Below are 24974 nucleotides of genomic sequence, written 5' to 3'. Positions count from 1 at the left end.
TTCTCATTGGTTAGATAATATCAGATTTTTCACTTAGTTTCAATTACTTGCCCATGATTAGATGTTGCAAAATTGCAACTAATGCCCAATCAACTAAAGCAAAGAAGACAGCGTACATCAGTGATGTCATGATAACAGTCCATGTATCTCTTCTGTTTTCTTTCCATGTTGGCCAAACAACCAACTTCATTTCTTTTCTAACACTGCCAAAAAATCTAAATAGTCTCATGTGATCCTCCAAAAATTAACGCGTTTCTTTATGTAATGTATGTTTACCGCAATGCTTGCAGAACTTCATAACTTCAAGTCGTTCAGTTCTATTTGGGTTCTCAGTAATCGTGTAATTACGTGAGCCGCAAACGCTACAAGCCAAGGCAACTTTTCTTAGTCCCATATGTTTCACCACAATCTTCCGTGTTTATAGCACGGTTTATGTCTTTATAATTGTATCGTTTTGATTTAAAAAAGTCCATCACAAAATAAATTAATTACATCTCATTGAGTCTTCGGGATATTTTTGTCTTGCATCTACTAGCAGCTCTTATCAGCTGTTGGTCAGTACAATTAAGACGTTCACAAACATCTTGCATCGACAAATCTCCCAAAATAACTTGAAATGCAGCTAATTCGAGGTCGCTGAGATCTTCAATCAACATTTCCAGGTGATTGATCAAATCCATGGTTCTAGGTGCAGGTTTATGCAAAAATTCCAAAATGCTCTCGCTGTTTAATAATAATTCTTCATAAGAACAAGCTTCAACGTTCACTGCACGCTTGGCAGCACGCTGAGCTCTAATCAAAGACACAATGTGGTTATTAAAACGCATCTTGAAAAAATTGGCAAACCTTGAGCCTTGGGTGCCATCGAATTTTTGACAAGTTTCATAACAAACAATATAAGATTCTTGATACCAATCGCTTTTATCATAGCCATTCAACCAATACATATTATGCATATTGTCGATCATCGGCTGATATTTTTGAATCAGTAGTTGCAAAGCATCAGAATCATTATGGTTCTTCACACGTACAATTAGATCTTTTTCTACACTAACAGTCATAGTCCTGGCTGCTGTGTTCCCTATAAAAACCATAACATTTTTAAAATCGGGTTTAAAAGCGAACGTCTGTTTACAAAAAAACAGTTAGCATTTCTTGCCAACTGTTAATTTTATTTTATTAATTTATGCATTTCTTGAAGCAAATGCTTGATACAACAGCACTCCAGTAGCGACACTGGCATTCAAACTTTGCACGTGTCCGACCATTGGGATACTTAATGTTTCGTCAACTTGCTTTTGAACTAGTGGCGATACGCCCTTGCCTTCGTTTCCGATGACTAATGCGATTGCTCCCTTAGCATTCCATTGACGGTAGTTGTGGCCTTCCATGGCGGTTCCAAAGACCCAGACATTGCGTTTCTTCAAGTCTTTGATCGTGTTAACAAGGTTGGTTACCCGGACTACTGGTACGTGTTCAATAGCACCAGTTGAAGTTTTGGCAACGACTGAAGTCAATCCGGTCGAACGGTGCTTAGGAATGATGATTCCATCGACTCCAACGGCATCAGCCGTACGCATGATCGAACCAAGGTTATGGGGATCTTCAATCTTATCCAAGATCAAGATGAATGGATCTGTACCTTTTTTCTGGGCACTGTCAAAAATCGCATCCATTTCTGCATATTGATAAGGTGCAATATAAGCTGCCATCCCTTGGTGAGTTCCACCGTCAGTGATCTGATCCAATTTATTCTTGGGAACCTCTTGGACGATCAATCGGTCACGTTTTGCGAGTTTAATAACTTCGCCAATGTGTTCGCTCTTTAAATCTTTTTGGACTAAAACTTTGTTGACACGTTGATTGGCAGTTGGCGACTTGAGTAATTCAACCACTGCGTGCGTGCCAAAGATCAATTCTGTTTCTTCAGAGTTATTATCTCTATTATTTGGCATCTGTTTCACCTGCCTCGACTTTTTGAATACACCATTTAATTAGTTCTTCTAAACGGGTTTTATTGTGAGTGATGTCCAAATAGCCCATTAAAGCTTCAAAGCCTGTTGACATGTGATAAGTCACCACGTCAGTATTTTTAGCTTTAGTGTACTTTTTGGCATTACGTCCGTTCTTATAAATTCTTAATTCATCTTCAGACAAGACGTCTTGTTCGACCATCAAGTTGATCAAAGATGCTTGTGCTTTGGCGGAAACAAAATGCTTCGCCATTTTTTGAAGGTCGTTGACTTTGGTCGTTCCGGTCTCGAGCAAATGCTCACGAATATAAACTTCGTAGACTGCATCGCCAAGATAAGCCAAGGTTACTCCGTTTAATTGTTCTATCTTAATCATCTATATGCCACCGTGTTCCTTGCGGAGTATCTTCCAAAATAACGCCCATGTCCTTTAATTGATCACGTAACTTGTCGCTGGTAGCAAAATCTTTATTGGCTCTAGCTTCGTCACGTTGATCAACTAATGATTGGATCTCGTCTGACAACTCGTCTTGGCCGTTGAATTTAACGCCCATGATGCCGGCGAGTGTTTCAATAGCCTTCAAAATCTCTTTAGCATTGTCCTCATTTACAGCGTCTTGAGCACTGTAATTGTTAGCTAGTGTCACCAATTCAAAAATCGAAGTCAAACCGTTTTGAACATTAAAGTCATCGTTCATGGCAGTCTTGAAATCGTCAGTTATCTTGGAGATTTGATCAGCAATCGTATCATCTTTTGCTCCACTGGCATCCTTTAGACGGAAGCTCAAGTTGTTGTAAGCTGTTTTGATCTTGTCTAAGTTATCGGCTGCTTTTTGCAAATTGGATTTGGAATATTCTAGTGGACGACGATAATGAGTTGATGATAAGAAGAAACGGATAACTTGTGGGTCAGTCGTCTTAACTAAGTCGTGGACCGTAACGAAGTTACCCAGTGACTTACTCATCTTCTCGTTATTTTCGACCGTAACGAATCCATTGTGCATCCAATAGTTGACGAATTTCTCACCAGTTTCAGCCTCTGACTGAGCAATTTCATTTTCATGATGTGGGAACTCAAGATCTTGGCCACCACCGTGAATGTCGAAGTTATTGCCAAGATATTTAGTCGACATAACTGAGCACTCAATGTGCCAGCCTGGGCGACCTTTACCCCATGGTGAATCCCAATTGATCTCACCAGGTTTAGCAGCTTTCCACAAAGCAAAATCGATTGGATCTTGCTTCTTGTCGAACTCAGCTTCACCAATGTGTTCTGAAGCACCTTCAACTAGTTGGTCAATGTCCATATCCGAGAGCTTGCCGTAATTCTTGAACTTTCTGGCACGATAAAAGACATCCCCATCAGATTCATAAGCATAGTCTTTTTCGATCAAGACCTTAATGAATTCAATGATCTCAGGAATATTGTCAGTAGCTCTAGGATTGACAGTCGCACGTTGAACATTTAGCTCATCGATGTCTTCAAAAAAAGCTTTTATGAACTTATCGGCAACTTCTGGAACGGTAATATTTTCTCGAGCCGCCTCTTTGATCATCTTGTCGTCGACATCAGTGAAGTTAGATACGAATTTAACGTCGTATCCTAAATACTCTAAATAACGTCTGATCGTGTCAAAAGCTACGATCGAGCGACCGTTCCCGATATGAATGTAGTTATAGACTGTGGGACCACAGACATACATATTCACTTGATCAGGATGAATCGATTTAAATTCTTCTTTTTCACGCGTATAAGTATTAAATATTTTTAGCATCGTATCACCTATATAAAAAGAGGTTGAGGCAAAACAACGTTTTCCTTCAACCTCTTGTTTTGTACTGAGATCAGTACTTATTTCATTTGATCTAATGTTTTATCGATATTCTTCAAGGCAGCTTCTTTACCGAACAATTCGATTGCTTCAGCAATTGCTGGACCATGCATAGTTCTGGTAGTTGCGATACGGGCAGGCATGTAAAGCTTTCTACCTTTAACGCCAGTATCAGCACGAACGCCTTGGATGGCATTCATGATTTGTGCAGCTGTGAAACGGTCAAGCTTTTCAAGCTTGCCACGCAAGTCTTCAATAGCTGTACGAGCATCGTCGTCGTTTAATTCTGCTTGTTCGTCGTCAGTCAATACTTCTGGTTGATTGAAGAAAACGTCAGCTAATTCAACGATTTGGTTAGTAAAACTCATTTGTGGCATGTATAGTTCTGTCAAATGTCTAACCCATTGGATCGTATTAGTATCAGGATTCTTTTCAATGCGACCAGCTGCGATCAAGTTTTCCAATGTTAAATCAGTGATCTCACTAACGTCAGCCTTTTTAACGTATTGGTTGTTGACCCATTCGAGTTTCTTTTGGTCAAACTTGGCAGGTGACTTGCTCAAACGATTTTCGTCGAAGATCTTGATGAATTGCTTGCGAGTAAAGATCTCGTCTTCACCCACTGGCGACCAGCCTAGAAGCGTAATGAAGTTAAACATAGCTTCTGGCAAGTAACCTAGTTCACGATATTGCTCGATGAATTGGAGAACTGATTCATCACGCTTACTTAACTTTTTACCAGTTTCAGTATTGATGATCAAAGTCATATGACCGAACTTAGGTGCTTCCCAGCCAAGTGCTTCATAGATCATTAATTGTTTAGGAGTATTTGCAACGTGATCATCACCACGTAAAACGTGTGAGATCTTCATCAAATGGTCGTCGACAACAACGGCAAAGTTGTATGTTGGCATGCCATCACGTTTTTGGATGACCCAGTCGCCACCTAAAGTATTTGATTCAATGGAAACTTTACCCTTAACGATATCGTCCCATTCGTATTTCTTATCTAATGGTACGTGGATACGAACAACTGGTTTGAGGCCAGCATCTTTAGCAGCTTGGATCTTTTGAGCCTTTTCATCATCGCTCATTCCAGCAAATTCATATTCGTAATGAGGCATTTCGCCACGTGCTTCTTGATCTTCACGCATCTTTGTTAGTTCTTCTTCAGTCATGTATGACTCGTAAGCTAAACCTTTATCAAGAAGTTCTTGGATATATTTTTGGTAGATATCTTTACGTTCTGATTGACGGTATGGACCATAATCTCCACCAACGTCTGGACCTTCGTCCCAATCGACACCGAGCCACTTGAGGTTTTCAAGTTGACTCTTTTCGCCGCCTTCAACGTTACGCTTTGTATCTGTATCTTCGATACGGATCACAAATGTTCCTTTATGATGACGTGCAAATAGGTAGTTGAAAATTGCAGTTCTTGCATTACCTATATGTAAATGTCCTGTAGGACTTGGAGCATATCTAACTCGAATATCATTATTTGCCTTGTTTGCCACTTTTTCGTTCTCCCCTTTTGTTTCTGTTATTGCTTGGTTTCTTATCCGCAGGCTTCTTTGGATTCTTTTCCTGGATACCTTTTAAAGAATGCAAAGGTTTCGCAAAGATCATTTTACCAGCATCTGTTTGTAAAGCACTAGTAACAACAACTTCTAGCGACTTGTTGATAAAGTATTTACCTTCCTCAACAACGACCATCGTACCATCTTCTAGGTATGCGACACCTTGTTCTCGTTCGGTACCATCCTTTATAACTTTAACAGTCATTGTTTCTCCTGGCAAAACCGTTGGTTTCAAAACTTTGGCTAGTTCGTTAATATTCAAAACTTTGACATTCTGAAATTCACTGACCTTATTAAGATTATAGTCGTTTGTTAAAACAGCACCACCTATTTCTTTGGCTAATTTTAACAATTTGTTATCGACCTCAGGAATATTGTCATAGTCACGAGTAGTTGTCTCGTAATTGATCGTTTGGTCCATCTTCATCTCATTTAAGATATCGAGACCACGACGTCCACGTTCACGCTTTTGCTGGTCGGCTGAATCAGAGATCAGTTGCAGTTCATGAACAACAAAATCTGGGATCATCAACTTCCCTTCCAAAAAACCGGTTTGAGCTAATTGATGAACTCGGCCATCAATGATGACTGACGTATCCAAAATTTTATAAGGATAAAATTCTTTTTCAGTTGAACGTTGGATGATCTGTCCATCGCTTTCCAACTTGTCATTGGACGATTTACGTTTGGAAGAAAAACTCCGCCAATCATTTCGTCTTGTAGTTCCGATCCTAAATCCGATAAAGCCGAAAATGATCATCAGGATCAGTGGAATGATGGTATTAAATACCAACGATGACATCATGTAAAAAGGAATCGAGATGATGTTGGCTAAGATCAGACCACCGATCAAAAAGATCGAACCAAAGATGATCCACCCTGGCGATCTGGAACTAAGACTTTTTTCAATTCTGGTATTGAGGTTAGTAATGGGTTCGACGAAAGGAAATGAAAAGAAATAAAAAATAAGGCCGCCAGTAAGTCCGTCGACATACCCATTATTAACTAGACGCACGTCCGCAATACCAGTTGCACGCCATAAGGTTGGAAGGACCGTCACGCCGACGGCAATCCCAATCAAGGCAAAAATAGCATTAACTAAAATTTTGCGCATGTACAACCTCCTATATTATTAAAATGTTTTGTTCATTGCTTCAGTTACCGTGCTAACGCCGATGATTTGAATCTTTTGGTCCTTGACCCAATCGCCGAGATTGTTCTTAGGGACAAAGATCCGTTTGAATCCTAATTTTTCAGCTTCATTAACACGTTGGTCGATCCGATTGACACGTCTGATCTCGCCTGTCAGACCAACTTCTCCAACGAAACAATCGGTTGCAGATATTCCTAAATTCTTGTAACTAGAAGCAATTGACATTGCTAAAGCTAGGTCGATCGCTGGTTCATCTAATTTAACGCCGCCAGTGGATTTCAAGTAAGCATCTTGATTTTGAAGCATCAAATTGCCACGTTTTTCTAACACAGCCATGATCACTGACACACGGTTGTGATCTAGACCTGTTGCAGTACGTTTGGCATTTCCAAAAATTGTTGGCGTGATCAACGATTGGATCTCGACCAAAATCGGACGAGTCCCTTCCATCGACACGACAACTGCTGATCCGTTAGTATCCTTGAGTCGTTCCTCTAAGAAAATCTCTGATGGATTTTCCACTTCAGTCAGACCCTTAGTCTGCATTTCAAAAATACCGATCTCGTTAGTTGAACCAAAACGATTTTTGACCGACCTGAGAATACGATAACTGTGATGCGTATCCCCCTCAAAATATAGCACTGTATCTACCATGTGTTCCAGTACCTTTGGTCCAGCAATCGCACCACCCTTGGTAACGTGTCCAACTACAAAAACCGTAATATTTTGTTGTTTAGCAATATTCATCAATTCTGCCGTGACTTCACGAATCTGTGAAACGCTGCCGACAGCTGATGAGATCTCCGGTTCATCCATCGTTTGGACAGAATCGATGATCAAATAATCTGGTTTCATTTCATCAATAGTTTGACGAATATAACTCATATCAGTTTGTGGATAAACGAATAAATTATCGCCGCTGATTCCTAAACGGTCAGCACGCATCTTGATCTGAGAAGCGGATTCCTCACCTGAAACGTACAACACTTTGCCGTTAGTCTTTTGAAGTTGTCCCGACACTTGCAACAAAAGCGTTGATTTACCAATACCCGGATCTCCACCAATCAAAATCAATGACCCAGGAACGATACCGCCACCGAGAACTCGATTAAGTTCAGATAGATCAGTTTTGATCCGAGGTTCTTTTTCAAAAGCAACGTCATTGATCTTTAAAGGTTTGGCCTCTAAATCACTAGTTCTGCGACTAGGTGTTGCCTTAATCGATTCAACGTGCTCGACTTCTTCGACCATTTGATTCCATGAACCACAGTTTGGACAACGGCCCAAGTACTTCGGCGAAACATATCCACAACTTTGACATACAAACTTACTTTTTGATTTTGCCACTAAATAAAATCCTCTCTACTTGATACCGGATGAACCAAAACCACCTTGACGTTCTTTGAGGCCACCTTGGTCATCATCAGTCGTTAAATATTTGACGAAAATTCCTTGAGCCAAACGGTCGCCTTTTTTGATGTGGAAATCTTTTGGGAAAAAATTGATCAGTTGAATAAACAATTCTCCCTCGTTGCTCTGATTATTGTAATAATCTGCATCAACGACACCAATACCATTTGGGAGTGAAAGGCCACGTTTTAAAGGATTACTAGAACGACTAGCCACAATCAAAACTTCATCATCTTGCATGTAAGCTTTAACTCCAGTTGGAACTAGTACTGGTTTGATTGACTTTTGGATTTCATCAATTTTCGTGTCATCCATTTTACCCTTATTGAGGATAAATTTAATAGCATTTAGCACTCCAAATTTCCAAATTGAAGGAACGGTAAAATCTTCAGCGCTTTCGATATCGTACCCGGCAGCCTTTTTCGTCTGTCTGACTGGTAATTTGATACCTTGATCACGGTATTTTTCTACAATTTCAAATCCACGTTGTTTTGCCAAAATAAATACTCCTTTTCGAACCTAGTTACTTTAAATTTTATCATTTAAAGGTTAGTAATACACTGACTTTAAACGTTTATTAAGGTAAGATTGAGTTAATTAATAGGATATGGGAGGCAGTCTATGGAAATAAGACATAGCGACAACCGTTTTTATATTTTTGAAGCTGATACTCAAAAAGAAATTGGCGAGATCGTCTACTCAAAAGTATCTGACGGCGTGATCTCGATCGACCACACTCGAGTTGACGAAACTTATCAAGGCCACGGCTTAGCTGGAAAGTTGCTGAACGCATTGTTAGACTATGCAGATCTGAACAATCTCAAAATTGTACCAGTTTGCGAATACGCCAAAGCCGCTTTTAAGAAAAGACCAGAGATCAGATTTCTTTTAGCTGACAATTACCAACAACTATTAGAACAATTAGACAAGGGGGAAGCATAGTGAATCAAGATGAATTAAAAAAAGCAGTCGGTGAAAGATCCGTCGATTTTATCAAAAGTAACTCAGTTGTAGGTTTAGGAACAGGTTCGACCGTTTATTACATGATCGAAGAATTAGGACGTCGTTACCAAGCTGGCGAGATCACTAATATCGTTGGCGTTTCAACTTCTTCACGTTCTCAAAAACAAGCTGAAGCTTTAGGTATCCCAATGAAGGAACTCAATGATGTCGACCATATCGACTTAACTATCGATGGTGCTGACCAGATCGATAAAAACTTCCAAGGTATCAAAGGTGGAGGTGGTGCTCACCTGCTAGAAAAGATGGTAGCTGTAAACTCAAACAAGGTCCTCTGGATCGTTGATCAATCGAAGATGGCGGATCAATTGGGCAGTTTCCCCTTACCTATCGAAGTGATCCCATTTGGTTGTCAAAAGATCTTTGACATTTTGGAAAAGGAAAACCTCAAGCCAAAATTCAGATTAGACGACCAAGGAAACCGCGTTACTACTCACAATAACAACTACATCATTGACCTTCACTGTGGCGTGATCGAACATCCCCATATTCTGGCTGATTGGCTCGATCACCTAGTCGGAATTGTTGCACATGGTCTATTTCTTGATATAGTGAATACTGTAGTTGTTGGATATGATGACGGTCCAAAAGTCATCGACAACATTAGATAATTAAGGGAGAGTAAGATATATGACCAAGGAAATAACAAATAAAGAATTAGCCGATTTTCAAAAGGCATTTGACGAAACTCCAGGATCATCTGCCATCAAAAATGCTGTTGCAAATAACGGTATCTATAAATCAAGTGAAACATTAGCTTCACAAATTGCCATGGATCCAACTTTTTCAGTTGAGATCGATACTGGTTCAGTTGCAGACCAAAAGCAATCAGGCTTGTGCTGGATCTTCGCCGCACTAAACACTATGAGACATCCTCTTCAAAACAACTTTAAGATCAAGGGCTTCGAACTTTCAGAAGGATACATGTTGTTCTGGGATAAGCTGGAGAAATCTAACTTCTTCTACGAAAATGTGATCAATACTGCTGCCCTTCCAATTGGCGACCGCAAAGTTGACTTCTTAATGGCTACACCACAACAAGATGGTGGTCAATGGGACATGGTCATGGCTTTAGTTGCTAAATATGGCGTTGTTCCTAAGAGCGTAATGCCAGATACTGCCAGCAGAACTAATTCATCACAATTAAATGCTGTCCTAAATACTAAATTACGCAAGAATGCTATCACTCTTCGTAAATTAGTTAACGATGGCAAATCAAGTGAAGACATTCAACGTGAAAAAGACGAAATGTTGAGCGAGATCTACAAGATCTTAGTTTATTCAGTTGGTGAACCACCTGCTAAATTTGACTGGGCATACCGTGACGACGATAAGAAATATCACAAAGAAGTTGGCATCACTCCACAAGACTTTTTCAAGAAGTACGTTGGCTGGGACCTCGACAATTACGTTTCAACAATCAACGCACCAACAGATGACAAGCCTTATAATCACGTCTACACAGTTGAATTATTAGGAAACGTTGTCGGTGGACGTCAAGTGCGTCACTTGAACCTTGAGATCAACGACTTCAAGTCATTAGCTGTTAAACAACTTCAATCTGGCGAAGCTGTTTGGTTTGGTTCAGATGTCGTTAAGAGTTCAGACCGCAAGATTGGTATCATGGATACTAAGATCTACGACCTTGAGGGATTATTCAACACTGACTTCAGCATGACTAAGGCAGAACGTCTTGACTATGTTGAAAGTATGATGGACCACGCAATGGTCATCACCGGCGTTGACCTCGATGAAAATGGCAATCCGCTTAAGTGGAAAGTCGAAAATTCATGGGGTGAAAAAGTCGGAACTAAAGGCTACTTCGTTATGAGTGACGATTGGTTCAACGAATTCGTTTACCAATTAGTTATCAACAAGAATCTCCTAAGCGACGAACTTAAGGAAACATTCGATAAAGAAAGCAAACAACCTAAGGTACTTGCACCTTGGGATCCAATGGGTGCTTTAGCTTAATAGGATAGCCCAAATTAGACTCGAGAAAATTTCTCGGGTCTTTTTCTTTAGGTATTAAACTACAAATTTTAAATAGCAAGGATATAATAAGTGGTATTAATGCAATTTTGGAGAAAAACGAGGTCTTATTTATGCGAAATAATCAATTTGCTCTCAAACCGACTGATTACAATTCCCAAATTGAAGAATTAACTGCAATCAGATTTTTAGATGAAGGCAATGATTCTGAATCAGGTGTCTTAGCACTGTGGAAAAGTTTTCTCAAGAAGTCGCTCTTAGTTTCCAAAAGCGAAACCATCTTTAATGAAAAATTGGCTACGATCATGGCAACGCCCGAGCTTGATCTAGCTGAATTTTTTGATCAGCATTCTCAATTAGACGTGAATACCTTTTATAACGTTGGTCTACAATTGATGGACTTTCAACCAGGTTTGGATTTCGAACTGACTGATCCGCTTTCCGCCATGGATAAGATCCAGCTAAAAGTCGCTGACCACCAAACTAATTTTTTCAGTTTGGACGAATTAAAATCTGCCTGGTATTGGCTACTCGCCACACATAATAAAAACGGACAAACTTTGATCGACCAATTGGCTGCTCAAGGCTATTTTGTCAGCTTCTATCACGATGAATCTGTGAAAAAACCATTGTTGTTTAACGGGAAGACTCTGCCAGTCTTTGATCCACACGAATTGATCCGTGAAGTCGTCTACGTTGAATCGCCTCAAGATACCGACCATGACGGCAAGTTAGATTTACTCAAGGCTGAGATATTACGTCCTAAGGAATCTGGCAAGGACTTCCAAGTCCCAGTTTTATACACAGCTAGTCCGTATAACCAAGGTACTAACGACGAGACAGGCGAGAAAATGATGCACAACGTCGACATCCCTTTGACCCCTAAGAAAGTCGATGATCGAAAATATGAAGACATTGAATACGTTGCTCCAAAAACTAATTTGCCTGCACCTAGAAAAGTCAATGGCAAAGCTGAACAGGCTGAAGAAACCTTTGCCCGTGAACAGTCGTACACGCTCAACGACTACTTTTTAGCACGAGGATTTGCGGTGGTTTATGCTGCAGGGATTGGTACCAAAGATTCTGATGGCGTCAGAACTACTGGGGACCCTGAAGAAACTACTTCTACTATCGCCATTATCCAATGGCTAGCTGGCAACCGAGTTGCCTTCACCAACCGACACGACAATATCCAAATCACGGCTGACTGGTCAAATAAACATATTGCCATGACTGGCCGTTCTTATTTAGGAACTTTGGCCACCGCTGCTGCTACCACGGGCGTTGAAGGCTTAAAGACAGTCATCAGTGAAGCGGCTATTTCTAGTTGGTACGACTACTACCGTGATGGCGGACTGGTCATTGCCCCAGGTGGATTCCCAGGCGAAGACGCTGACGTTTTAGCTGAAGAGACCTTTAGTCGCCGTTTGCAAGCTGGAGACTTCCACAAGATCAAGGATACTTGGGAAAAACAGCTACAGGACATCACTAACGGACAAGACCGAACGACTGGCGACTACAATGAATTTTGGGATGCTAGAAACTATCGGAAAAATTTAGCCAATATCAAGGCAGACCTCCTGCTTGTTCACGGTCTAAACGACTGGAACGTCAAACCTCGAAACGTTGAAAAACTCTGGAATGGCGTAGCTAACAATCAGATCAATAAAAAAATCATTTTGCATCAAGGCCAACACATTTATATCAATGCCTTTCGTTCTATTGACTTTACCGACATTGCTAACTTGTGGCTAACGCATGAATTGCTTGACGTCGACAACGGTGCCGAAAAATTATTGCCAAACGTGATTGTTCAAGATAATACCCAAGCTGAAACTTGGAATGACTTTGACAATTGGAGTGACCCAACTAATCCACAGAAGAACTTTTACTTATCAGATCATCAGCTAAGTTCCACTAAACAAGCTAATACCGGTATTTTGAATTTTTCTGATAATCTTTCAGAAAATATCTATCATAACTATTGTAAAAATGTCGATAAGTGGCAAAATGATTTGGTTGTCGAAAATTCTGATCTGCAAAACCACCGCTTGATTTTTGAAACTAAGCCACTGGAATCCGACCTATTGTTAGACGGGACTCCAACCGTGAAATTGCGTGTTTCAAGCAATCAAAATGTGGGGATACTAAGTTTTCAAGTGATCGATTTTGGAGAAAATAAACGTTTGCATATTTCTCCAACTATTTTAAAAGCTAAAGGATTGGCGGAAACTTATGATTGGCGCGAGGATGACTTGCGTGAATTTACCACTAATTCGACACCTTCTAGCTATAAAATGATCACCAAGGGACATCTGAATTTGCAAAATCGACAAACGCCTTATCATGCACAAGAATTAATTGCTGATAAATTTTACGATATTTCAGTCGAGTTGCAACCTACGATGTATCGGTTGTTATCCGGACACAAATTAGGTTTAATTGTTTATAGCACTGACTTTGGAATGACCGTTCGCGGCAATCAATCGATCACTTACCAGATCGATACAGATTACTCATCGATCTTGGTTCCATTCCATAAGTAAAGAGTGTTTTAAATTGGGGAAATTGAGTAAATATTTTTTTACACGTTATAGTAAAGTTAAATAGTTTGAAGCGATATTTTTACATGTTATAATCGCTCGTGAATTGTTCGATTTGGAGAGTATATTTATGGATAAAAAAGATTTGGCAATGCTAAGGAAAAATCCGCATGCTAAAATGTCGGCTGCGGGATTTCTGATCGCATTAGGTATTGTTTATGGAGATATTGGTACTTCTCCTCTTTATGTTATGAACTCATTGATGGTCGGAAATGGCGGTTTGAGCCATATGTCGACCAACTTTGTTCTTGGTAGTGTTTCATTGATCTTCTGGACTTTGACGATTGTTACAACTACTAAGTATGTTCTGATTGCACTTCGAGCGGATAACCGTGGTGAAGGTGGAATCTTTGCTCTGTACACGTTAGTTAGAAAAAGAGCAAAGTGGCTGATCATCCCCGCGATGATCGGTGGAGCCACCTTCTTGGCCGATGGTATGATGACACCGGCTGTTACTGTTACTGCGGCTATTGAAGGTTTAAAGGGTATCGCAATTAACAACACGGTCTTTATTCATACCCAAACGCAAGTAATTATTATTACCATCATCATTTTATCGACATTGTTCTTTATCCAACGTTTTGGTACGCAACTGATCGGTAAAGCTTTTGGACCAATTATGTTAGTTTGGTTCGCATTCTTAGGACTCTTGGGTATTTACAACTTATCTTTTGATTGGTCAGTTTTAAGAGCTTTTAACCCTTATTACGCAATCGAGTTGTTGAGAAGTCCTTACAATATTCGTGGTATTTTCATTTTAGGTAGTATCTTCTTGGCAACAACTGGTGCTGAAGCACTTTATTCAGACATGGGACACGTTGGCCGTCCTAATATCTATACTAGTTGGCCATTCGTTAAAATTTGTTTGCTGCTTAGTTACTTAGGACAAGCAACATGGATGTTGCGAGTTAAAGACAATGCTTCTGCATTCAACCTCCCAGCAACATTTAACCCATTTTATGAATCAATGCCTCCAAAGCTAAGATTATTCGGTATTTTCTTAGCTGCTATGGCTGCTATCATTGCTTCTCAAGCATTGATCTCGGGTTCATACACACTAGTTTCAGAAGCTACAAAATTAAGAATTTTTCCAAGATTAAAAACTTTTTACCCTACGAATTTCAAGGGTCAGTTATATATTCCAACTGTTAACTCAATTATTTGGATCATCTGTATTTCACTAGTTATCTTTTTCCAAAATTCCGAAAACATGTCGAATGCTTACGGTCTGGAAATCACGATCACCATGCTGATGACAACTATCTTGCTGCATCAGTGGATGTTGATGAAACGAGTCAATCGCTTCTTTACCACGGTGATCATCGGTTTCTTCTTCGTGATCGAGAGTATCTTCTTGATCACAAACAGTAGCAAGTTCATTCAAGGTGCTTATATCACCATGATCATCGCCGCTGCATTGATTGCTATTATGTTTGTTTGGAGATACGGTGACCGCTTGATGGACGACAATACGTTCAGAAGTCACTTTGCATCACTACTAGCATTCAAGCATCAATTAAACGACCTTAGAAAAGACCCAAGCTATCCACTAACAACAACTAACTTGGTTTACTTGACTAAAGTTCATGACGGCTATCGTATTAAGAAGAATATCTTGTATTCGATCCTTGATAAACGACCAAAACGCGCTGAGGTTTATTGGTTCGTAACTGTTAATGTTACTGATGAACCTTATACAGCTGCTTATAGTGCCGAAACTTTTGATACTGATTACATGGTCAGCGTTCAATTGTATCTGGGATTCCGTGTCGACCAAAAGGTTAACGTCTACTTAAGACAGATCGTTAACGATTTGATGTCAAACGGTGAGATCAAGACGCAGCCACAAAAATACACCACCATCCCTGATCGTCAAGTTGGTGACTTCTCATTCGTACTTATCAAAGAGGTCCTCTCGCCTGACACTAGGATCAGTGGAGTTAAAAAAGGTATCATTCATCTAAGACTATTGCTTCAAAAATTCATCTCACCTGCCAACTGGTTTGGTCTTTCATACAGTGATGTAGTTGAAGAGCGTGTTCCACTAGTGCTTGGAAAAGTATCGCTGAACCGGATTCGTCTGGTCAGAAAAGATCGTTCAGCTCTCAAGGATATCCCTGTTGATAATCCAGTTGATGACGACGAAGATGAAGAATAATTTATGAGACAGACAAAAATAAGACTAATTGAAAAAATTAGTCTTATTTTTTTTGCTGTCTATTATTTTAGTTAGCAATTTGACTATCAGCTAATGGCTCGGCATCAGGATCATAGACGCCCTGCTCTTTGAGCAAGTCATAAACATTCTTTCCAGTCTTTAAAGCCTCTTTAACGAACTTTGTCGCAGTTGCATAACCAATGATTGGAGTCAATTTAGTGACCGTCTCAGCACTATTTTGTAAGTCTGATAAGCATTTGTCTCGGTTGGCAGTGATTCCCGAAATACATTTAGTCGCTAACATGACGCAGGCACTTTGTAAAAAGTCGACTGATTCAAATAAGTTTTTAAAGATGACTGGTTCAAAAGCATTTAGTTCAAACTCGCCTGATTCAGCAGCAATCGTCACGGTTGCATCGTCGCCAATAACTTCAAAGGCAATCTGAGAAACGACTTCTGGGATGACTGGATTGATTTTGCCAGGCATGATCGATGATCCCGGTTGACGTGCTGGCAAGTTGATCTCGTTAAAGCCACTCTTAGGACCACTGGACATTAATCTCAAGTCATGGGATATCTTAGACATGGTCACTGCTAAAGCCTTTAGAGTGCCTGAAAATTGCACGTATGAATCAAGGTTTTGAGTAGCATCGATCAAATCAGGTGCTGGATGAATGTTGATTTGATAATCCTGTTGCAATTGTTGGTAAAGGAGTTCTTTATATCCAGGACTAGTATTGACTCCCGTCCCAATAGCAGTACCACCTAAGTTTAATTCTAGTAACGTCTTCATACCTTTTTGCAGCTGTTTTTGACATCTCGTCAAACCACTGGCAAAAGCGTGGAAACTATTGCCAAGAGTGGTAGGAACTGCTTCTTGTAATTGAGTCCGACCAATTTTTTTAACATCTTTGAATTGTTCTGCTTTTTCGTTCAAAGAATTGATCAGTAAAGAAAGAGAGGCATGTAATTGCTCTGCTTTTAATAAAGTGGTTAACTTGCCAGCACTGGGATACACGTCGTTGGTCGATTGACCAGCATTGACGTCATCTTGAGGACTTAAGAATTGATATTGTCCCTTTTGGTGTCCCATCAAAACTAAAGCACGGTTAGCGATAACTTCGTTCACGTTCATATTAGTCGAAGTACCTGCTCCACCTTGAATATCAGTGGTAACGAATTGATCGTCTAATTTATCTGCCAAAATCTATTTGGCAGCCTTAATGATATATTTAGCTTTTTGATGCGACAATCTGCCGATTTTTTCATTGGCATTTGCGGCAGCAATTTTGATCCTAGCAACTTGTTTGATCATTTCCATATCTGTGTGCTTGGTCGACAATTTGAAGTTGTCCATTGCTCTTTTCGCATTGATACCATAATATTTATCGTCGCTAATTTTAAGTGTACCAATTGAATCTTCTTCAATTCTTTCTATCATAATTTGTTTCCTCACTTTCTTTACAACGACAAAGATAGCACCTGATATTTCACAATTAAATGCCTTTGCTGTTATAATTTGATAAACAAAAATTGTTTTTTTAATTGCTTAATAATATAAAGTATTTAGTGATTTTTGCTATCGAGAGGAAAGCTATGAATGATATAGACCAAAAGATATTGAACTACTTACAATCAAACGGAAGATTATCAATCAAAAAATTAAGCGAAGCACTATTTATCACTGCTCCAGCCGTATCTCAACGGCTAAAAAAGCTCGAAGAAAACGGCTATATCAAATCCTACAACGCAAATTTGAATATGGATAAACTCGGACTAAATATTAAAGCCTTCATCCAACTAGAAGTTTCTCCAGATGAAAAGCCAAAGTTTTACAAGTACATCGAGAAAATCCCAAACGTAATAGAATGCGACTGCATAACCGGCCCCTACTCAATGATCATCCAAGCAGTATTCAAAACCACACAGGACTTGGACGACCTAATAAACGAGCTGCATCAATTCGGAAGAACCAGCACGCAAATAGTATTCTCAACCCCAATAGAGCAGAGAGGATATTATTTGAAGTAGAGCGGAAAAAACAAGGTCTGAGGCCAGAACATAAGGCAAGCCAATACGGAGTGGCGCGCGTCACGCGCTCGTAGTGTTGGATTGACTTATGTGTCCGGCCTCATTGTTTTTTTGCGCGTTTCCACTATAAAAATAAAAGCGACCAATAAAATATCAAAAGTACAAAAGAAAAGGTTTGAAGCAAGAATATAAGATTGACAGAGACGGAGTGGGCCCGTCAGGCCCCGCAGTCTTTGGCAAACTTATGCAGTAGCATTCAGGGTGTCGTTTGCGCGTTTCCGCTACAAAAATAAAACCGTCCAACCAAAATCAAAACCACAAGATAATATCAACTCCACAAAAAAAGGCCCTAATCCAAAAGGATTAAGGTCTATTATTTTCTATTTGTTTTCAACAAATTCAATTTTGAATCAAATTCATAAACTAAAGGTTCACCATTTGCCACTTCGACGCCATCAATGTCTTTGTCGCCAATATCTTCCAAATATTTGATCATAGCCCGAATTGTGCTGCCATGAGCAACTACCAGTTGGTCTTTGCCATCAAGCAATTCCGGTACAATGTGATCAATGTAGTAAGGAATGATTCGTAAGTATGCGACATAGAGACTTTCTGACAATGGCATGGCTCTTGGGTCAACATTTTTGTAAGGTCCTACTCGTGGATCCGGTGCATCCAGCTTAGGTGGAAATGCGTAAAAACTTCTCCGCCAGATCTGAACTTGTTTAACACCGTACTCCTGTCGTGTAACATCCTTATTTTGCCCTCTGAGAGCTCCGTAGTGACGTTCATTCAGTTGCCATGCTTTAGTGATTGGCAAATAATTTAAATCCAAATCATCTTGAATTATGTACGCTGAAGCGATTGCTCGCTTTAATACTGAAGTCCAAACGTGACGGATATCAATATCATAGCCAGCTAATTTTTGAGCAGTCTGATGAGTCTGTTCGACCCCCTTAGCAGTCAAATCAACGTCATTCCAGCCCGTATAATGATTTTCTGCATTAGCGACACTCTCTCCGTGTCTAACTAAAATAAGTTTTACCATCCAATAATTCCCACTTTTTCAATGAATTAATGTAAATAATGGTATCACTAATCCATAACTAATTTAAAGGGCACAATTATTTTAGATCAACGCCATAGTATTGTTCAGCAGCTTCAAGAGCTTTGCCGCCGTAAACAATCGCAGGACCACCGCTCATCATAATTGCAATATTAACGGTTTCCACAACCTCATCAATGGTGGCACCTGAATCTTTGGCATCTGCCAAATGACTGACAATACAGCCCTCACAACGTGTTGAAATTGCAATTGCTAATGACATCAATTCCTTGTCCTTTTTGGACAAAGCACCGTCTGCCATAGCATCGGTATGGAGTTTAAAATAGTCAGCTCCAACGCCTTTAGTCTGTTTTTGCAGACGGCTAGTGTTTTCCTTTGCATGTTTTAAAAAAGCTTTGTAATCAACTTCACTCATCATTACGCCCTCATTTTCTAGAATATTAGTGGTTCTTTAAGTCCTCTAGTACACTCTGCTTGCAAAGTAACGTGTGAAACGTGGAATTGCTCTTTAAGAATTTTTTCCACCTCACGGTAGATCTTCTCGAGCTCTTCCATGTTGCAATTCTTATTGACGTTGATATGGGCATCAAAAATGATGTAATTCCCATCAATCATCCAATCGTGGATATGATGAATACCCACAACGTCTGGTACAGTCAATACAGCTGCTTTAACAGCATTTAAATCGATATTGGGACTAGCTTCCATCAAAATGTTAACTGACTCTTTAACGACGTCATATGCCTCTTTAGAAAGCCAAATGGCAATGATCATCGTGATCAGTGGGTCGACCCAATACCACTGGAACAAAGTAACAAAAATCGATGCAATAAAAACGCCAACTGACGATAAAGTATCAGACAGCATGTGTAAAAAAGTTGCCTTGATATTCAAATTGTCTTTTGAGCTTGACCACAAGGCAATCATTGAAATGAAATTAGCCGCTAACCCAATGACAGATACGACCATCATCAAAGTTCCGTTAATGTGCTGTGGGGTCCGGAACCTGCGGATAGATTCAATGATCATCAAAATAGTGATCACAATCAAAATACTTGAATTAACAAAAGCAGCCAATATCTCGGCACGTTTATAGCCAAAAGTTTTGGCAGCATCATTATGTTTACGTCCGATGACATTAGCAATGTAAGAAATAAAAATCGATAGTGAATCTTCCAAGTTGTGCACGGCATCGGAAAGCAAACCTAAACTTCCAGAAATGAACCCACCAAAGAATTCAGCGATAGTAATCAAAATATTTAAAACTGTGACGAAGAAAAATCTCTTGCCAGTTACTTGTGTATGTTCATGTTCCATAACGATTGCTCCCCTCTACACAGGTCTATAATAACAAATAAATTTGCATATATGCACACTCATGCAGATAAAAAACAATTTAACTTTGGACATAAAAAAAGACGCAAGCTTCAACGCTTACGCCTAGTTAATATCCTTCATCATTTAAGGATCATTTATGTCTTAATGCTGTGACCTCTAAAAAATTATTTAGAAGTTGCAGGTTTGGCCACTACTTTAATTGGATGGGCGATATCAATCGATTCAGAGAATTGATTAGTGATATAGTTCATCATGCCATCGCGTGCTTCTTTTTTAGAAACATTATGGCAAATGCGCTTCTTAGCAATTCTTTGGCCTTTCTTATCTAAAAATTTACATGTGACTTCATAGTCGCCATGATTACCAAAAAACAACATCATTGTTACCCCCTCGTAAAATTGATTAAAAACACCCCTGATGTTTCAACCAGATATTTATACCACTTTTAAAAAATCTGTTCAATACTTTTCACCTGTTTTTGAGAAAATAAATTACTCAACTTTTAGTGAATTATTTTGAATAAAGAAATATGATAATATGGACTATAAAGAGTTATCATTAGTAGGTATACACATATCTGATGGGAGAGTACTATGGACAATCAAAAGCCAACTATGACACGTGGCCAATATCGTAAAACACATCGTCCTTTTTACAAAAAGGCACCGTTCATAATCACACTTGCGGTCATCCTCATAGCTATTATAGGCGGTATTTTATATTGGCGTGCTGGAAACACTCACAAAAATGATGCCCAGCGAGATCCAAACAAAGTTGAAAATGTAAGTTCCAGCAAATCGACAAAGAAGAAATCATCAAAGACTAAGAGTGCCAAGAGTCAACAAGTTGCAAAGGAAGATTCAAAGGCCAAATCTGATGATAAAAAGTCAGATGCTAAGACTTATTCAAATACTGGCTCTTATAACAATCTTGATTACAAGTCTGATGATTTTGAATTCAAAATCAAAAATGATGTCAAACTAGTCAAGGATTCGACTGGCGCTTCTGCCCTATTGATCAAATATACGTACACTAACAAAACTAAGGACAATCAAATCCCACAAAAAGTTCAATCGGAAAACATGATCCTTAAGCAAAATGATCAAGTGCTCATCCCTACTGGTGGTGATGGCGATTACGCTGGTATGGTCAATAGTAGCAACCTAACAGAAGTCAAACCTGGCGATTCATTCGATGGCGCATTGCTCGTCAAAGTCAACGACGACAGTACAGATGTAAATATGTACTTCAAGAATATTCAAACTCATCAAGATCTAAGTACGATGCAACCATTTAAATTATCGTAAGCAAAAAGGCGTTACAACTTAGTTGTAACGCCCTTTATTATGCCCAGAAATCAAATCTAGTACTTGGACCTTTATACATTCCATCGCCCGATTTAACGCCATAAGTTTGGTCAAATAACGTATTGTCCCGTAAAGTAACATTTACTCTGATTGGGAATGGTGCATGCGGATCACTCTTGATAGCATCAAGTTTATTCAATCTTGCCGTAGTTTGACGACTATCAATATAGTACTTGTGTCGATTAACGGCTGCGTATGCCTTAAAGTATTGATCCCAGTTAGCGTTGCCCTTTTGAGCTAAGGCTCGCTCAGAAACATTTAATCCAGCGTTGTCAGCTAGAGCTTCGTTAGCAACGTTTTCGCCATCTAAGGCAACTGTCTCAAAGGTTTGTTGGTCATATTCTTTGATTATTTGATCACTTTTTTCTAGATATTTATGAAAATCATCATTCGACCACCAATTATGAACCAATCCATTTGCGTCATAGAGCGAACCATTACGATCAAAAGCATGACTCAACTCATGTCCAATAATTGTACCGAGTCCAGCATAATTTTGGGAATCGGTTTGAGATACATCAAAAAATGGACTTTGAATAATACCTGTTCCGATAAAAATTGCATTACGAGAGGCTGAATACTGTGCATTAACATCAAGACTGGATAAACTGCCCCATTCAGTTCGATCAACCGGCTTATTGTAATCAAGGAATGGTTGATACGATCTAGCAGACATGATATTGCGATAAGTCTGGTAGAAATCCCCCGTCGTTGGTACAGAAACCGTGTTGTAAAACGAATATGAATCCTTTGGATAGCCGACATTGATCTTGATATTATTCAATTTATTGATGGCCGCCTGCTTAGAGGCTGCACTAAGCCAGCTACTTTCGGAAATTTCACTTTGATAAGCTGAAACAATATTTTTAGCCATATCGTTCACAGCACTGCGAGTCTCCTGATTTAACAAGACATCCCCAAAATATTTACTGAATTCATTTGAAAAAGCATTCTTGGTCAAGTAGTAACCTAGACGCTGATTAAATTGTTCAGTAGTTTCATTTGCTACAGTTGGAAAACCAGCTGACAATTGATTCAAATATACGTTGCTATTCAAAATATAATTTGAGATCATCCAAGCTTTCATCAACTGGAAGTTTTCAGGCGTTAAGATCTCATTAATATTGTTGTAAAAACTAGGAGTCATTTCAAAAACGTATCCCGGTGTTGTTCCAGTACTCTCGTTAATGAACTTATCAATATCAATAAAGGAGCTCAAATTGGAAAAGTTAACGTAATTTACAGGTAAGTAACCAGTCGTGCGATTGATACCGTCGCCCTTGTAATTAGCCTGTAAATGGTCTGTTATCAAATCTTCTTTAGTTTGATACTTTGCCAAAATTTGATCGAATTTTTTCGTATTGGTGATGATACTTTCAATGTTAGACATATCATAACCAGCTTGGGTAAGAAATGAACCAATCGTATCTTGAGATTCGGAATAGCTATTGGAAACATCGCCATTGTCATCCAATAAGAGTGGCTCTGCTCCATAAAAATACAATGCACGTAAGCTTGGATTAACTTGGTCAATATCGATTTTGACACCGATAGGCAGAGTAACTCCGTTTTGAAGGAAACGATTCAAATTGTCGCTCAATTCATAAATGTCACCTAGTCCATCCAGTTCCTGAAGCTGTTTGACGATTCCCTTGGTAGCAGCTTGATTAACTTGCTGAATACTTGTATATCCTTGACTCATGTATAGATGATAGAAATCGATTGCTTTTTGCATGGTCGGATCTGTCGTATGTTCGGTACCGTTCAAGTAGTTTTCAAACTTATTTTGAACCTGAGAATTTACATCTTGTTGAGTTGATAGAATGGTACCTTGATCTTGTTTGTCTTTGTTAACATCTGTTGAAGTTAACCATGCGTGATTTGTGTATTGATAATAATCATTTTGTGGCTTAAATTGTCTAGTATTTGACCAATCAGTTTGAGTATTTTCAGTATTTGAGGAAACATCGCTCGTGACATTAGCAGAAGAATGTGAAGCATTAGAATCTTTGACGGTCGCCTGCACGGAAGAATCCTGACTTTCAGTTGTTCCGGTAAAACCGTTATAAATTTTCTGATTATTAACGGGAGTAGTTAGATTGTTAGTGTCGTTATCTTTGTCAGAAACGTCGTCTGCTTTAACATTTTGAGTAGTTACAGTAGCACCTAACAATACTGCTGCAAACATGGTAGCTTTTAAAAATTTATTTTGGATTTTCATGATATTTCCCCCATTAAATATATTTTCAACCAAATCAACAAATTTAGCAATGGAATCACATAAATATAATGATTACTTAATTTTAGGGGTATTTAACTTGAACCTATCGTGAAAATCAATCGTCTACTTGAATAATTTGTCGCAAAATATCAGCTAAATCTTGAAGTTGCTCAGCAGAATAATTTTTGGCAATCTCATTAAGCTTGTCTTGATGCTTTTGATCAGCTCGAATTTTTATTTCAGACACTTGTTTACCTGTCTCAGTTAAGGCTAGAAGCCACTCTTTATTATTCAACTCAGTCTTGTGCTTGACGACTAAATCGAGATCTTCAAGCTTTTTTGCACTTCGTGAAGCAGATGCTTGAGAAACTCCAATCGAGTTTGGGAGTTCCTTTAACGAGACATCCGTATTGATCTCAAACAATCCTAAAATCTGTAACTCACGTGGATCTAATTGTGAAATGATCTTTTTTAATTCAGCATCTGTCGTCTGCTGCAGGATCCCAATTTTCCCCATATCAGATTGTTCATACTGAGAAACGAATAATTTTAGCAAGTTCAAAATTTCATTCATAATATTTATTCTCCTGAATACATTTTGTCACTTTCTGAAGAATCTGTAAAATTGCAAAAAAATACGACCAAAGCTGGTTTCAGGTTTGGTCGCATCTAATTATACTAATGTATCTCTAATCAATTCATAAATGTTGTTATTTGGGACTTGCTTGATCATATATTGACTGGTGATTTGATTTTGCAATTCCGTTCTCTTCTTACTGTTCTTACCTCTCATAGCTAAGCGCATTCGTTTATATAAATTATCAAAAGTACGTTGTTTATTTGAAGCAGCCAAACGGTTGCTTGCTGTGGCAGAGTTGTCAAGAGCCTCTTTGCAGATCTCAAAAGCTTGATCGGTAACTTGTAAGTTATTTACCTTTGCTGAAATAGCTTGGTTTAATGATTTTTCATCACTGACTGTTAAGTTTATCATCGCTACTACTCCTAACCATTTTTCCATATTATTTCATATATATTTATTAATATTGTGTCAGGAATTGTTAAAAAAAATTTTAATAATTCATTGCCACTGTCTTTAGTATAAATTATTACAGAAAGCTACTCAATCCTTTTCATACCAATGAAAACGCATACTTTTTAGTTTTTTCAAATAATCTCCATTCGGTCCATTTATGAAAAAAATCTTTCTAATTATATTAACTTTTTTTAATT

26 protein-coding genes are annotated in these 24974 nt (G+C 38.9%); 7 read left to right on the top strand and 19 right to left on the bottom strand.

Annotated features, from left to right (window positions below):
• Positions 1-43: 43 nt before the first annotated feature.
• The 10 genes from secE to LKF16_RS12025 form a co-directional block, all read right to left on the bottom strand.
• Positions 44-229 (bottom strand): preprotein translocase subunit SecE, encoded by a 186-nt coding sequence (gene secE, locus LKF16_RS12070; protein ID WP_291471131.1) that lies wholly within the window; start codon positions 227-229, stop codon positions 44-46.
• A 15-nt stretch (positions 230-244) separates the two neighbouring features.
• Positions 245-394, bottom strand: a complete 150-nt coding sequence (rpmG, locus tag LKF16_RS12065) for a 50S ribosomal protein L33 (protein ID WP_083988266.1) — start codon at positions 392-394, stop codon at positions 245-247.
• A 94-nt stretch (positions 395-488) separates the two neighbouring features.
• Entirely contained in the window at positions 489-1061 is a 573-nt protein-coding gene (locus LKF16_RS12060) for a sigma-70 family RNA polymerase sigma factor (protein ID WP_291471135.1), read from the bottom strand.
• A gap of 123 nt (positions 1062-1184) precedes the next feature.
• Positions 1185-1955, bottom strand: a complete 771-nt coding sequence (gene rlmB / locus LKF16_RS12055) for a 23S rRNA (guanosine(2251)-2'-O)-methyltransferase RlmB (protein ID WP_291471137.1) — start codon at positions 1953-1955, stop codon at positions 1185-1187.
• Positions 1945-2349 (bottom strand): Mini-ribonuclease 3, encoded by a 405-nt coding sequence (locus tag LKF16_RS12050; RefSeq protein WP_291471139.1) that lies wholly within the window; start codon positions 2347-2349, stop codon positions 1945-1947. The genes rlmB and LKF16_RS12050 overlap by 11 nt, the downstream gene beginning before the upstream one ends.
• On the bottom strand, positions 2342-3748 hold the full coding sequence (gene cysS / locus LKF16_RS12045; RefSeq protein WP_291471141.1) for a cysteine--tRNA ligase: 1407 nt from the start codon (positions 3746-3748) through the stop codon (positions 2342-2344). The genes LKF16_RS12050 and cysS overlap by 8 nt, the downstream gene beginning before the upstream one ends.
• Before the next feature lie 77 nt (positions 3749-3825).
• Positions 3826-5322 (bottom strand): glutamate--tRNA ligase, encoded by a 1497-nt coding sequence (gene gltX, locus LKF16_RS12040; RefSeq protein ID WP_291471143.1) that lies wholly within the window; start codon positions 5320-5322, stop codon positions 3826-3828.
• Positions 5303-6499: a PIN/TRAM domain-containing protein gene (locus LKF16_RS12035; RefSeq protein WP_291471146.1), complete on the bottom strand. Its 1197-nt coding sequence runs from the start codon at positions 6497-6499 to the stop codon at positions 5303-5305. Before LKF16_RS12035 ends, gltX begins: the two co-directional genes overlap by 20 nt.
• 18 nt (positions 6500-6517) lie before the next feature.
• Positions 6518-7885 (bottom strand): DNA repair protein RadA, encoded by a 1368-nt coding sequence (radA, locus tag LKF16_RS12030; RefSeq protein ID WP_291471147.1) that lies wholly within the window; start codon positions 7883-7885, stop codon positions 6518-6520.
• A gap of 15 nt (positions 7886-7900) precedes the next feature.
• Positions 7901-8446, bottom strand: a complete 546-nt coding sequence (locus LKF16_RS12025) for a dUTP diphosphatase (protein WP_291471149.1) — start codon at positions 8444-8446, stop codon at positions 7901-7903.
• 123 nt (positions 8447-8569) lie between these two features.
• On the opposite strand from LKF16_RS12025, the gene LKF16_RS12020 reads away from it, so the two are divergent.
• The 5 genes from LKF16_RS12020 to LKF16_RS12000 all read left to right on the top strand — a co-directional run bounded on the left by LKF16_RS12020 (position 8570) and on the right by LKF16_RS12000 (position 15721).
• The gene (locus LKF16_RS12020) at positions 8570-8890 is read left to right on the top strand and encodes a GNAT family N-acetyltransferase (protein WP_291471151.1); all 321 of its coding nucleotides are present in this window, start codon (positions 8570-8572) and stop codon (positions 8888-8890) included.
• Complete coding sequence (gene rpiA / locus LKF16_RS12015; protein WP_291471152.1) at positions 8890-9579, top strand: ribose-5-phosphate isomerase RpiA; 690 nt, start codon at positions 8890-8892, stop codon at positions 9577-9579. Before LKF16_RS12020 ends, rpiA begins: the two co-directional genes overlap by 1 nt.
• 19 nt (positions 9580-9598) lie before the next feature.
• Complete coding sequence (locus tag LKF16_RS12010; RefSeq protein WP_291471154.1) at positions 9599-10942, top strand: aminopeptidase C; 1344 nt, start codon at positions 9599-9601, stop codon at positions 10940-10942.
• 131 nt (positions 10943-11073) lie between these two features.
• Complete coding sequence (locus LKF16_RS12005; RefSeq protein WP_291471156.1) at positions 11074-13506, top strand: Xaa-Pro dipeptidyl-peptidase; 2433 nt, start codon at positions 11074-11076, stop codon at positions 13504-13506.
• Between the two features lie 127 nt (positions 13507-13633).
• Entirely contained in the window at positions 13634-15721 is a 2088-nt protein-coding gene (locus tag LKF16_RS12000; RefSeq protein ID WP_291471158.1) for a KUP/HAK/KT family potassium transporter, read from the top strand.
• A 67-nt stretch (positions 15722-15788) separates the two neighbouring features.
• On the opposite strand, the gene LKF16_RS11995 is transcribed toward LKF16_RS12000, so the two are convergent.
• Together LKF16_RS11995 and LKF16_RS11990 are read right to left on the bottom strand one after the other, a co-directional pair.
• Entirely contained in the window at positions 15789-16925 is a 1137-nt protein-coding gene (locus LKF16_RS11995) for an aspartate ammonia-lyase (RefSeq protein ID WP_291471160.1), read from the bottom strand.
• A 3-nt stretch (positions 16926-16928) separates the two neighbouring features.
• Positions 16929-17162 carry a hypothetical protein gene (locus LKF16_RS11990; RefSeq protein ID WP_291471162.1) on the bottom strand — a complete coding sequence of 78 codons (234 nt, stop codon included), beginning with the start codon at positions 17160-17162 and terminating at the stop codon, positions 16929-16931.
• A gap of 155 nt (positions 17163-17317) precedes the next feature.
• On the opposite strand from LKF16_RS11990, the gene LKF16_RS11985 reads away from it, so the two are divergent.
• Positions 17318-17752, top strand: a complete 435-nt coding sequence (locus LKF16_RS11985) for an Lrp/AsnC family transcriptional regulator (RefSeq protein ID WP_291471164.1) — start codon at positions 17318-17320, stop codon at positions 17750-17752.
• A 373-nt stretch (positions 17753-18125) separates the two neighbouring features.
• Here the strand turns inward: LKF16_RS11985 and LKF16_RS11980 are convergent, their stop codons facing one another.
• The 4 genes from LKF16_RS11980 to LKF16_RS11965 all read right to left on the bottom strand — a co-directional run bounded on the left by LKF16_RS11980 (position 18126) and on the right by LKF16_RS11965 (position 20536).
• A complete protein-coding gene (locus tag LKF16_RS11980; RefSeq protein WP_291471166.1) occupies positions 18126-18800 on the bottom strand; it encodes a 2,3-bisphosphoglycerate-dependent phosphoglycerate mutase in 675 nt (224 codons plus the stop codon).
• Positions 18801-18876: 76 nt separating this feature from the next.
• Positions 18877-19236, bottom strand: a complete 360-nt coding sequence (locus LKF16_RS11975; RefSeq protein ID WP_291471168.1) for a carboxymuconolactone decarboxylase family protein — start codon at positions 19234-19236, stop codon at positions 18877-18879.
• 14 nt (positions 19237-19250) lie between these two features.
• Positions 19251-20135, bottom strand: a complete 885-nt coding sequence (locus tag LKF16_RS11970; RefSeq protein ID WP_291471170.1) for a cation diffusion facilitator family transporter — start codon at positions 20133-20135, stop codon at positions 19251-19253.
• Positions 20136-20320: 185 nt separating this feature from the next.
• Complete coding sequence (locus LKF16_RS11965; RefSeq protein ID WP_291471172.1) at positions 20321-20536, bottom strand: hypothetical protein; 216 nt, start codon at positions 20534-20536, stop codon at positions 20321-20323.
• Positions 20537-20749: 213 nt separating this feature from the next.
• On the opposite strand from LKF16_RS11965, the gene LKF16_RS11960 reads away from it, so the two are divergent.
• Complete coding sequence (locus LKF16_RS11960; RefSeq protein ID WP_291471174.1) at positions 20750-21463, top strand: DUF5067 domain-containing protein; 714 nt, start codon at positions 20750-20752, stop codon at positions 21461-21463.
• A gap of 37 nt (positions 21464-21500) precedes the next feature.
• Here the strand turns inward: LKF16_RS11960 and LKF16_RS11955 are convergent, their stop codons facing one another.
• From LKF16_RS11955 to LKF16_RS11945, 3 genes are all read right to left on the bottom strand, one after another.
• Positions 21501-23744 carry a M13 family metallopeptidase gene (locus tag LKF16_RS11955; RefSeq protein WP_291471176.1) on the bottom strand — a complete coding sequence of 748 codons (2244 nt, stop codon included), beginning with the start codon at positions 23742-23744 and terminating at the stop codon, positions 21501-21503.
• A gap of 115 nt (positions 23745-23859) precedes the next feature.
• On the bottom strand, positions 23860-24318 hold the full coding sequence (locus LKF16_RS11950) for a MarR family winged helix-turn-helix transcriptional regulator (RefSeq protein WP_291471178.1): 459 nt from the start codon (positions 24316-24318) through the stop codon (positions 23860-23862).
• Between the two features lie 99 nt (positions 24319-24417).
• Complete coding sequence (locus LKF16_RS11945; RefSeq protein WP_291471180.1) at positions 24418-24735, bottom strand: hypothetical protein; 318 nt, start codon at positions 24733-24735, stop codon at positions 24418-24420.
• Between the last annotated feature and the right edge of the window lie 239 nt (positions 24736-24974).

It is taken from the genome of Companilactobacillus sp. (assembly GCF_022484265.1).
Lineage (GTDB): Bacteria > Bacillota > Bacilli > Lactobacillales > Lactobacillaceae > Companilactobacillus.
Note: the sequence above shows the minus strand (reverse complement) of the source record. Positions and strands in the feature narration are given on the sequence as shown.

Bases quoted from the DNA above. Each gene is read 5' to 3' on its own strand.
- secE (WP_291471131.1), bottom strand. From the start codon at position 229: ATGAGACTATTTAGATTTTTTGGCAGTGTTAGAAAAGAAATGAAGTTG.
- rpmG (WP_083988266.1), bottom strand. From the start codon at position 394: ATGGGACTAAGAAAAGTTGCCTTGGCTTGTAGCGTTTGCGGCTCACGT.
- LKF16_RS12060 (WP_291471135.1), bottom strand. From the start codon at position 1,061: ATGACTGTTAGTGTAGAAAAAGATCTAATTGTACGTGTGAAGAACCAT.
- rlmB (WP_291471137.1), bottom strand. From the start codon at position 1,955: ATGCCAAATAATAGAGATAATAACTCTGAAGAAACAGAATTGATCTTT.
- LKF16_RS12050 (WP_291471139.1), bottom strand. From the start codon at position 2,349: ATGATTAAGATAGAACAATTAAACGGAGTAACCTTGGCTTATCTTGGC.
- cysS (WP_291471141.1), bottom strand. From the start codon at position 3,748: ATGCTAAAAATATTTAATACTTATACGCGTGAAAAAGAAGAATTTAAA.
- LKF16_RS12035 (WP_291471146.1), bottom strand. From the start codon at position 6,499: ATGCGCAAAATTTTAGTTAATGCTATTTTTGCCTTGATTGGGATTGCC.
- LKF16_RS12020 (WP_291471151.1), top strand. From the start codon at position 8,570: ATGGAAATAAGACATAGCGACAACCGTTTTTATATTTTTGAAGCTGAT.
- LKF16_RS12010 (WP_291471154.1), top strand. From the start codon at position 9,599: ATGACCAAGGAAATAACAAATAAAGAATTAGCCGATTTTCAAAAGGCA.
- LKF16_RS12005 (WP_291471156.1), top strand. From the start codon at position 11,074: ATGCGAAATAATCAATTTGCTCTCAAACCGACTGATTACAATTCCCAA.
- LKF16_RS12000 (WP_291471158.1), top strand. From the start codon at position 13,634: ATGGATAAAAAAGATTTGGCAATGCTAAGGAAAAATCCGCATGCTAAA.
- LKF16_RS11990 (WP_291471162.1), bottom strand. From the start codon at position 17,162: ATGATAGAAAGAATTGAAGAAGATTCAATTGGTACACTTAAAATTAGC.
- LKF16_RS11985 (WP_291471164.1), top strand. From the start codon at position 17,318: ATGAATGATATAGACCAAAAGATATTGAACTACTTACAATCAAACGGA.
- LKF16_RS11980 (WP_291471166.1), bottom strand. From the start codon at position 18,800: ATGGTAAAACTTATTTTAGTTAGACACGGAGAGAGTGTCGCTAATGCA.
- LKF16_RS11975 (WP_291471168.1), bottom strand. From the start codon at position 19,236: ATGATGAGTGAAGTTGATTACAAAGCTTTTTTAAAACATGCAAAGGAA.
- LKF16_RS11970 (WP_291471170.1), bottom strand. From the start codon at position 20,135: ATGGAACATGAACATACACAAGTAACTGGCAAGAGATTTTTCTTCGTC.
- LKF16_RS11965 (WP_291471172.1), bottom strand. From the start codon at position 20,536: ATGATGTTGTTTTTTGGTAATCATGGCGACTATGAAGTCACATGTAAA.
- LKF16_RS11960 (WP_291471174.1), top strand. From the start codon at position 20,750: ATGGACAATCAAAAGCCAACTATGACACGTGGCCAATATCGTAAAACA.
- LKF16_RS11955 (WP_291471176.1), bottom strand. From the start codon at position 23,744: ATGAAAATCCAAAATAAATTTTTAAAAGCTACCATGTTTGCAGCAGTA.
- LKF16_RS11950 (WP_291471178.1), bottom strand. From the start codon at position 24,318: ATGAATGAAATTTTGAACTTGCTAAAATTATTCGTTTCTCAGTATGAA.
- LKF16_RS11945 (WP_291471180.1), bottom strand. From the start codon at position 24,735: ATGATAAACTTAACAGTCAGTGATGAAAAATCATTAAACCAAGCTATT.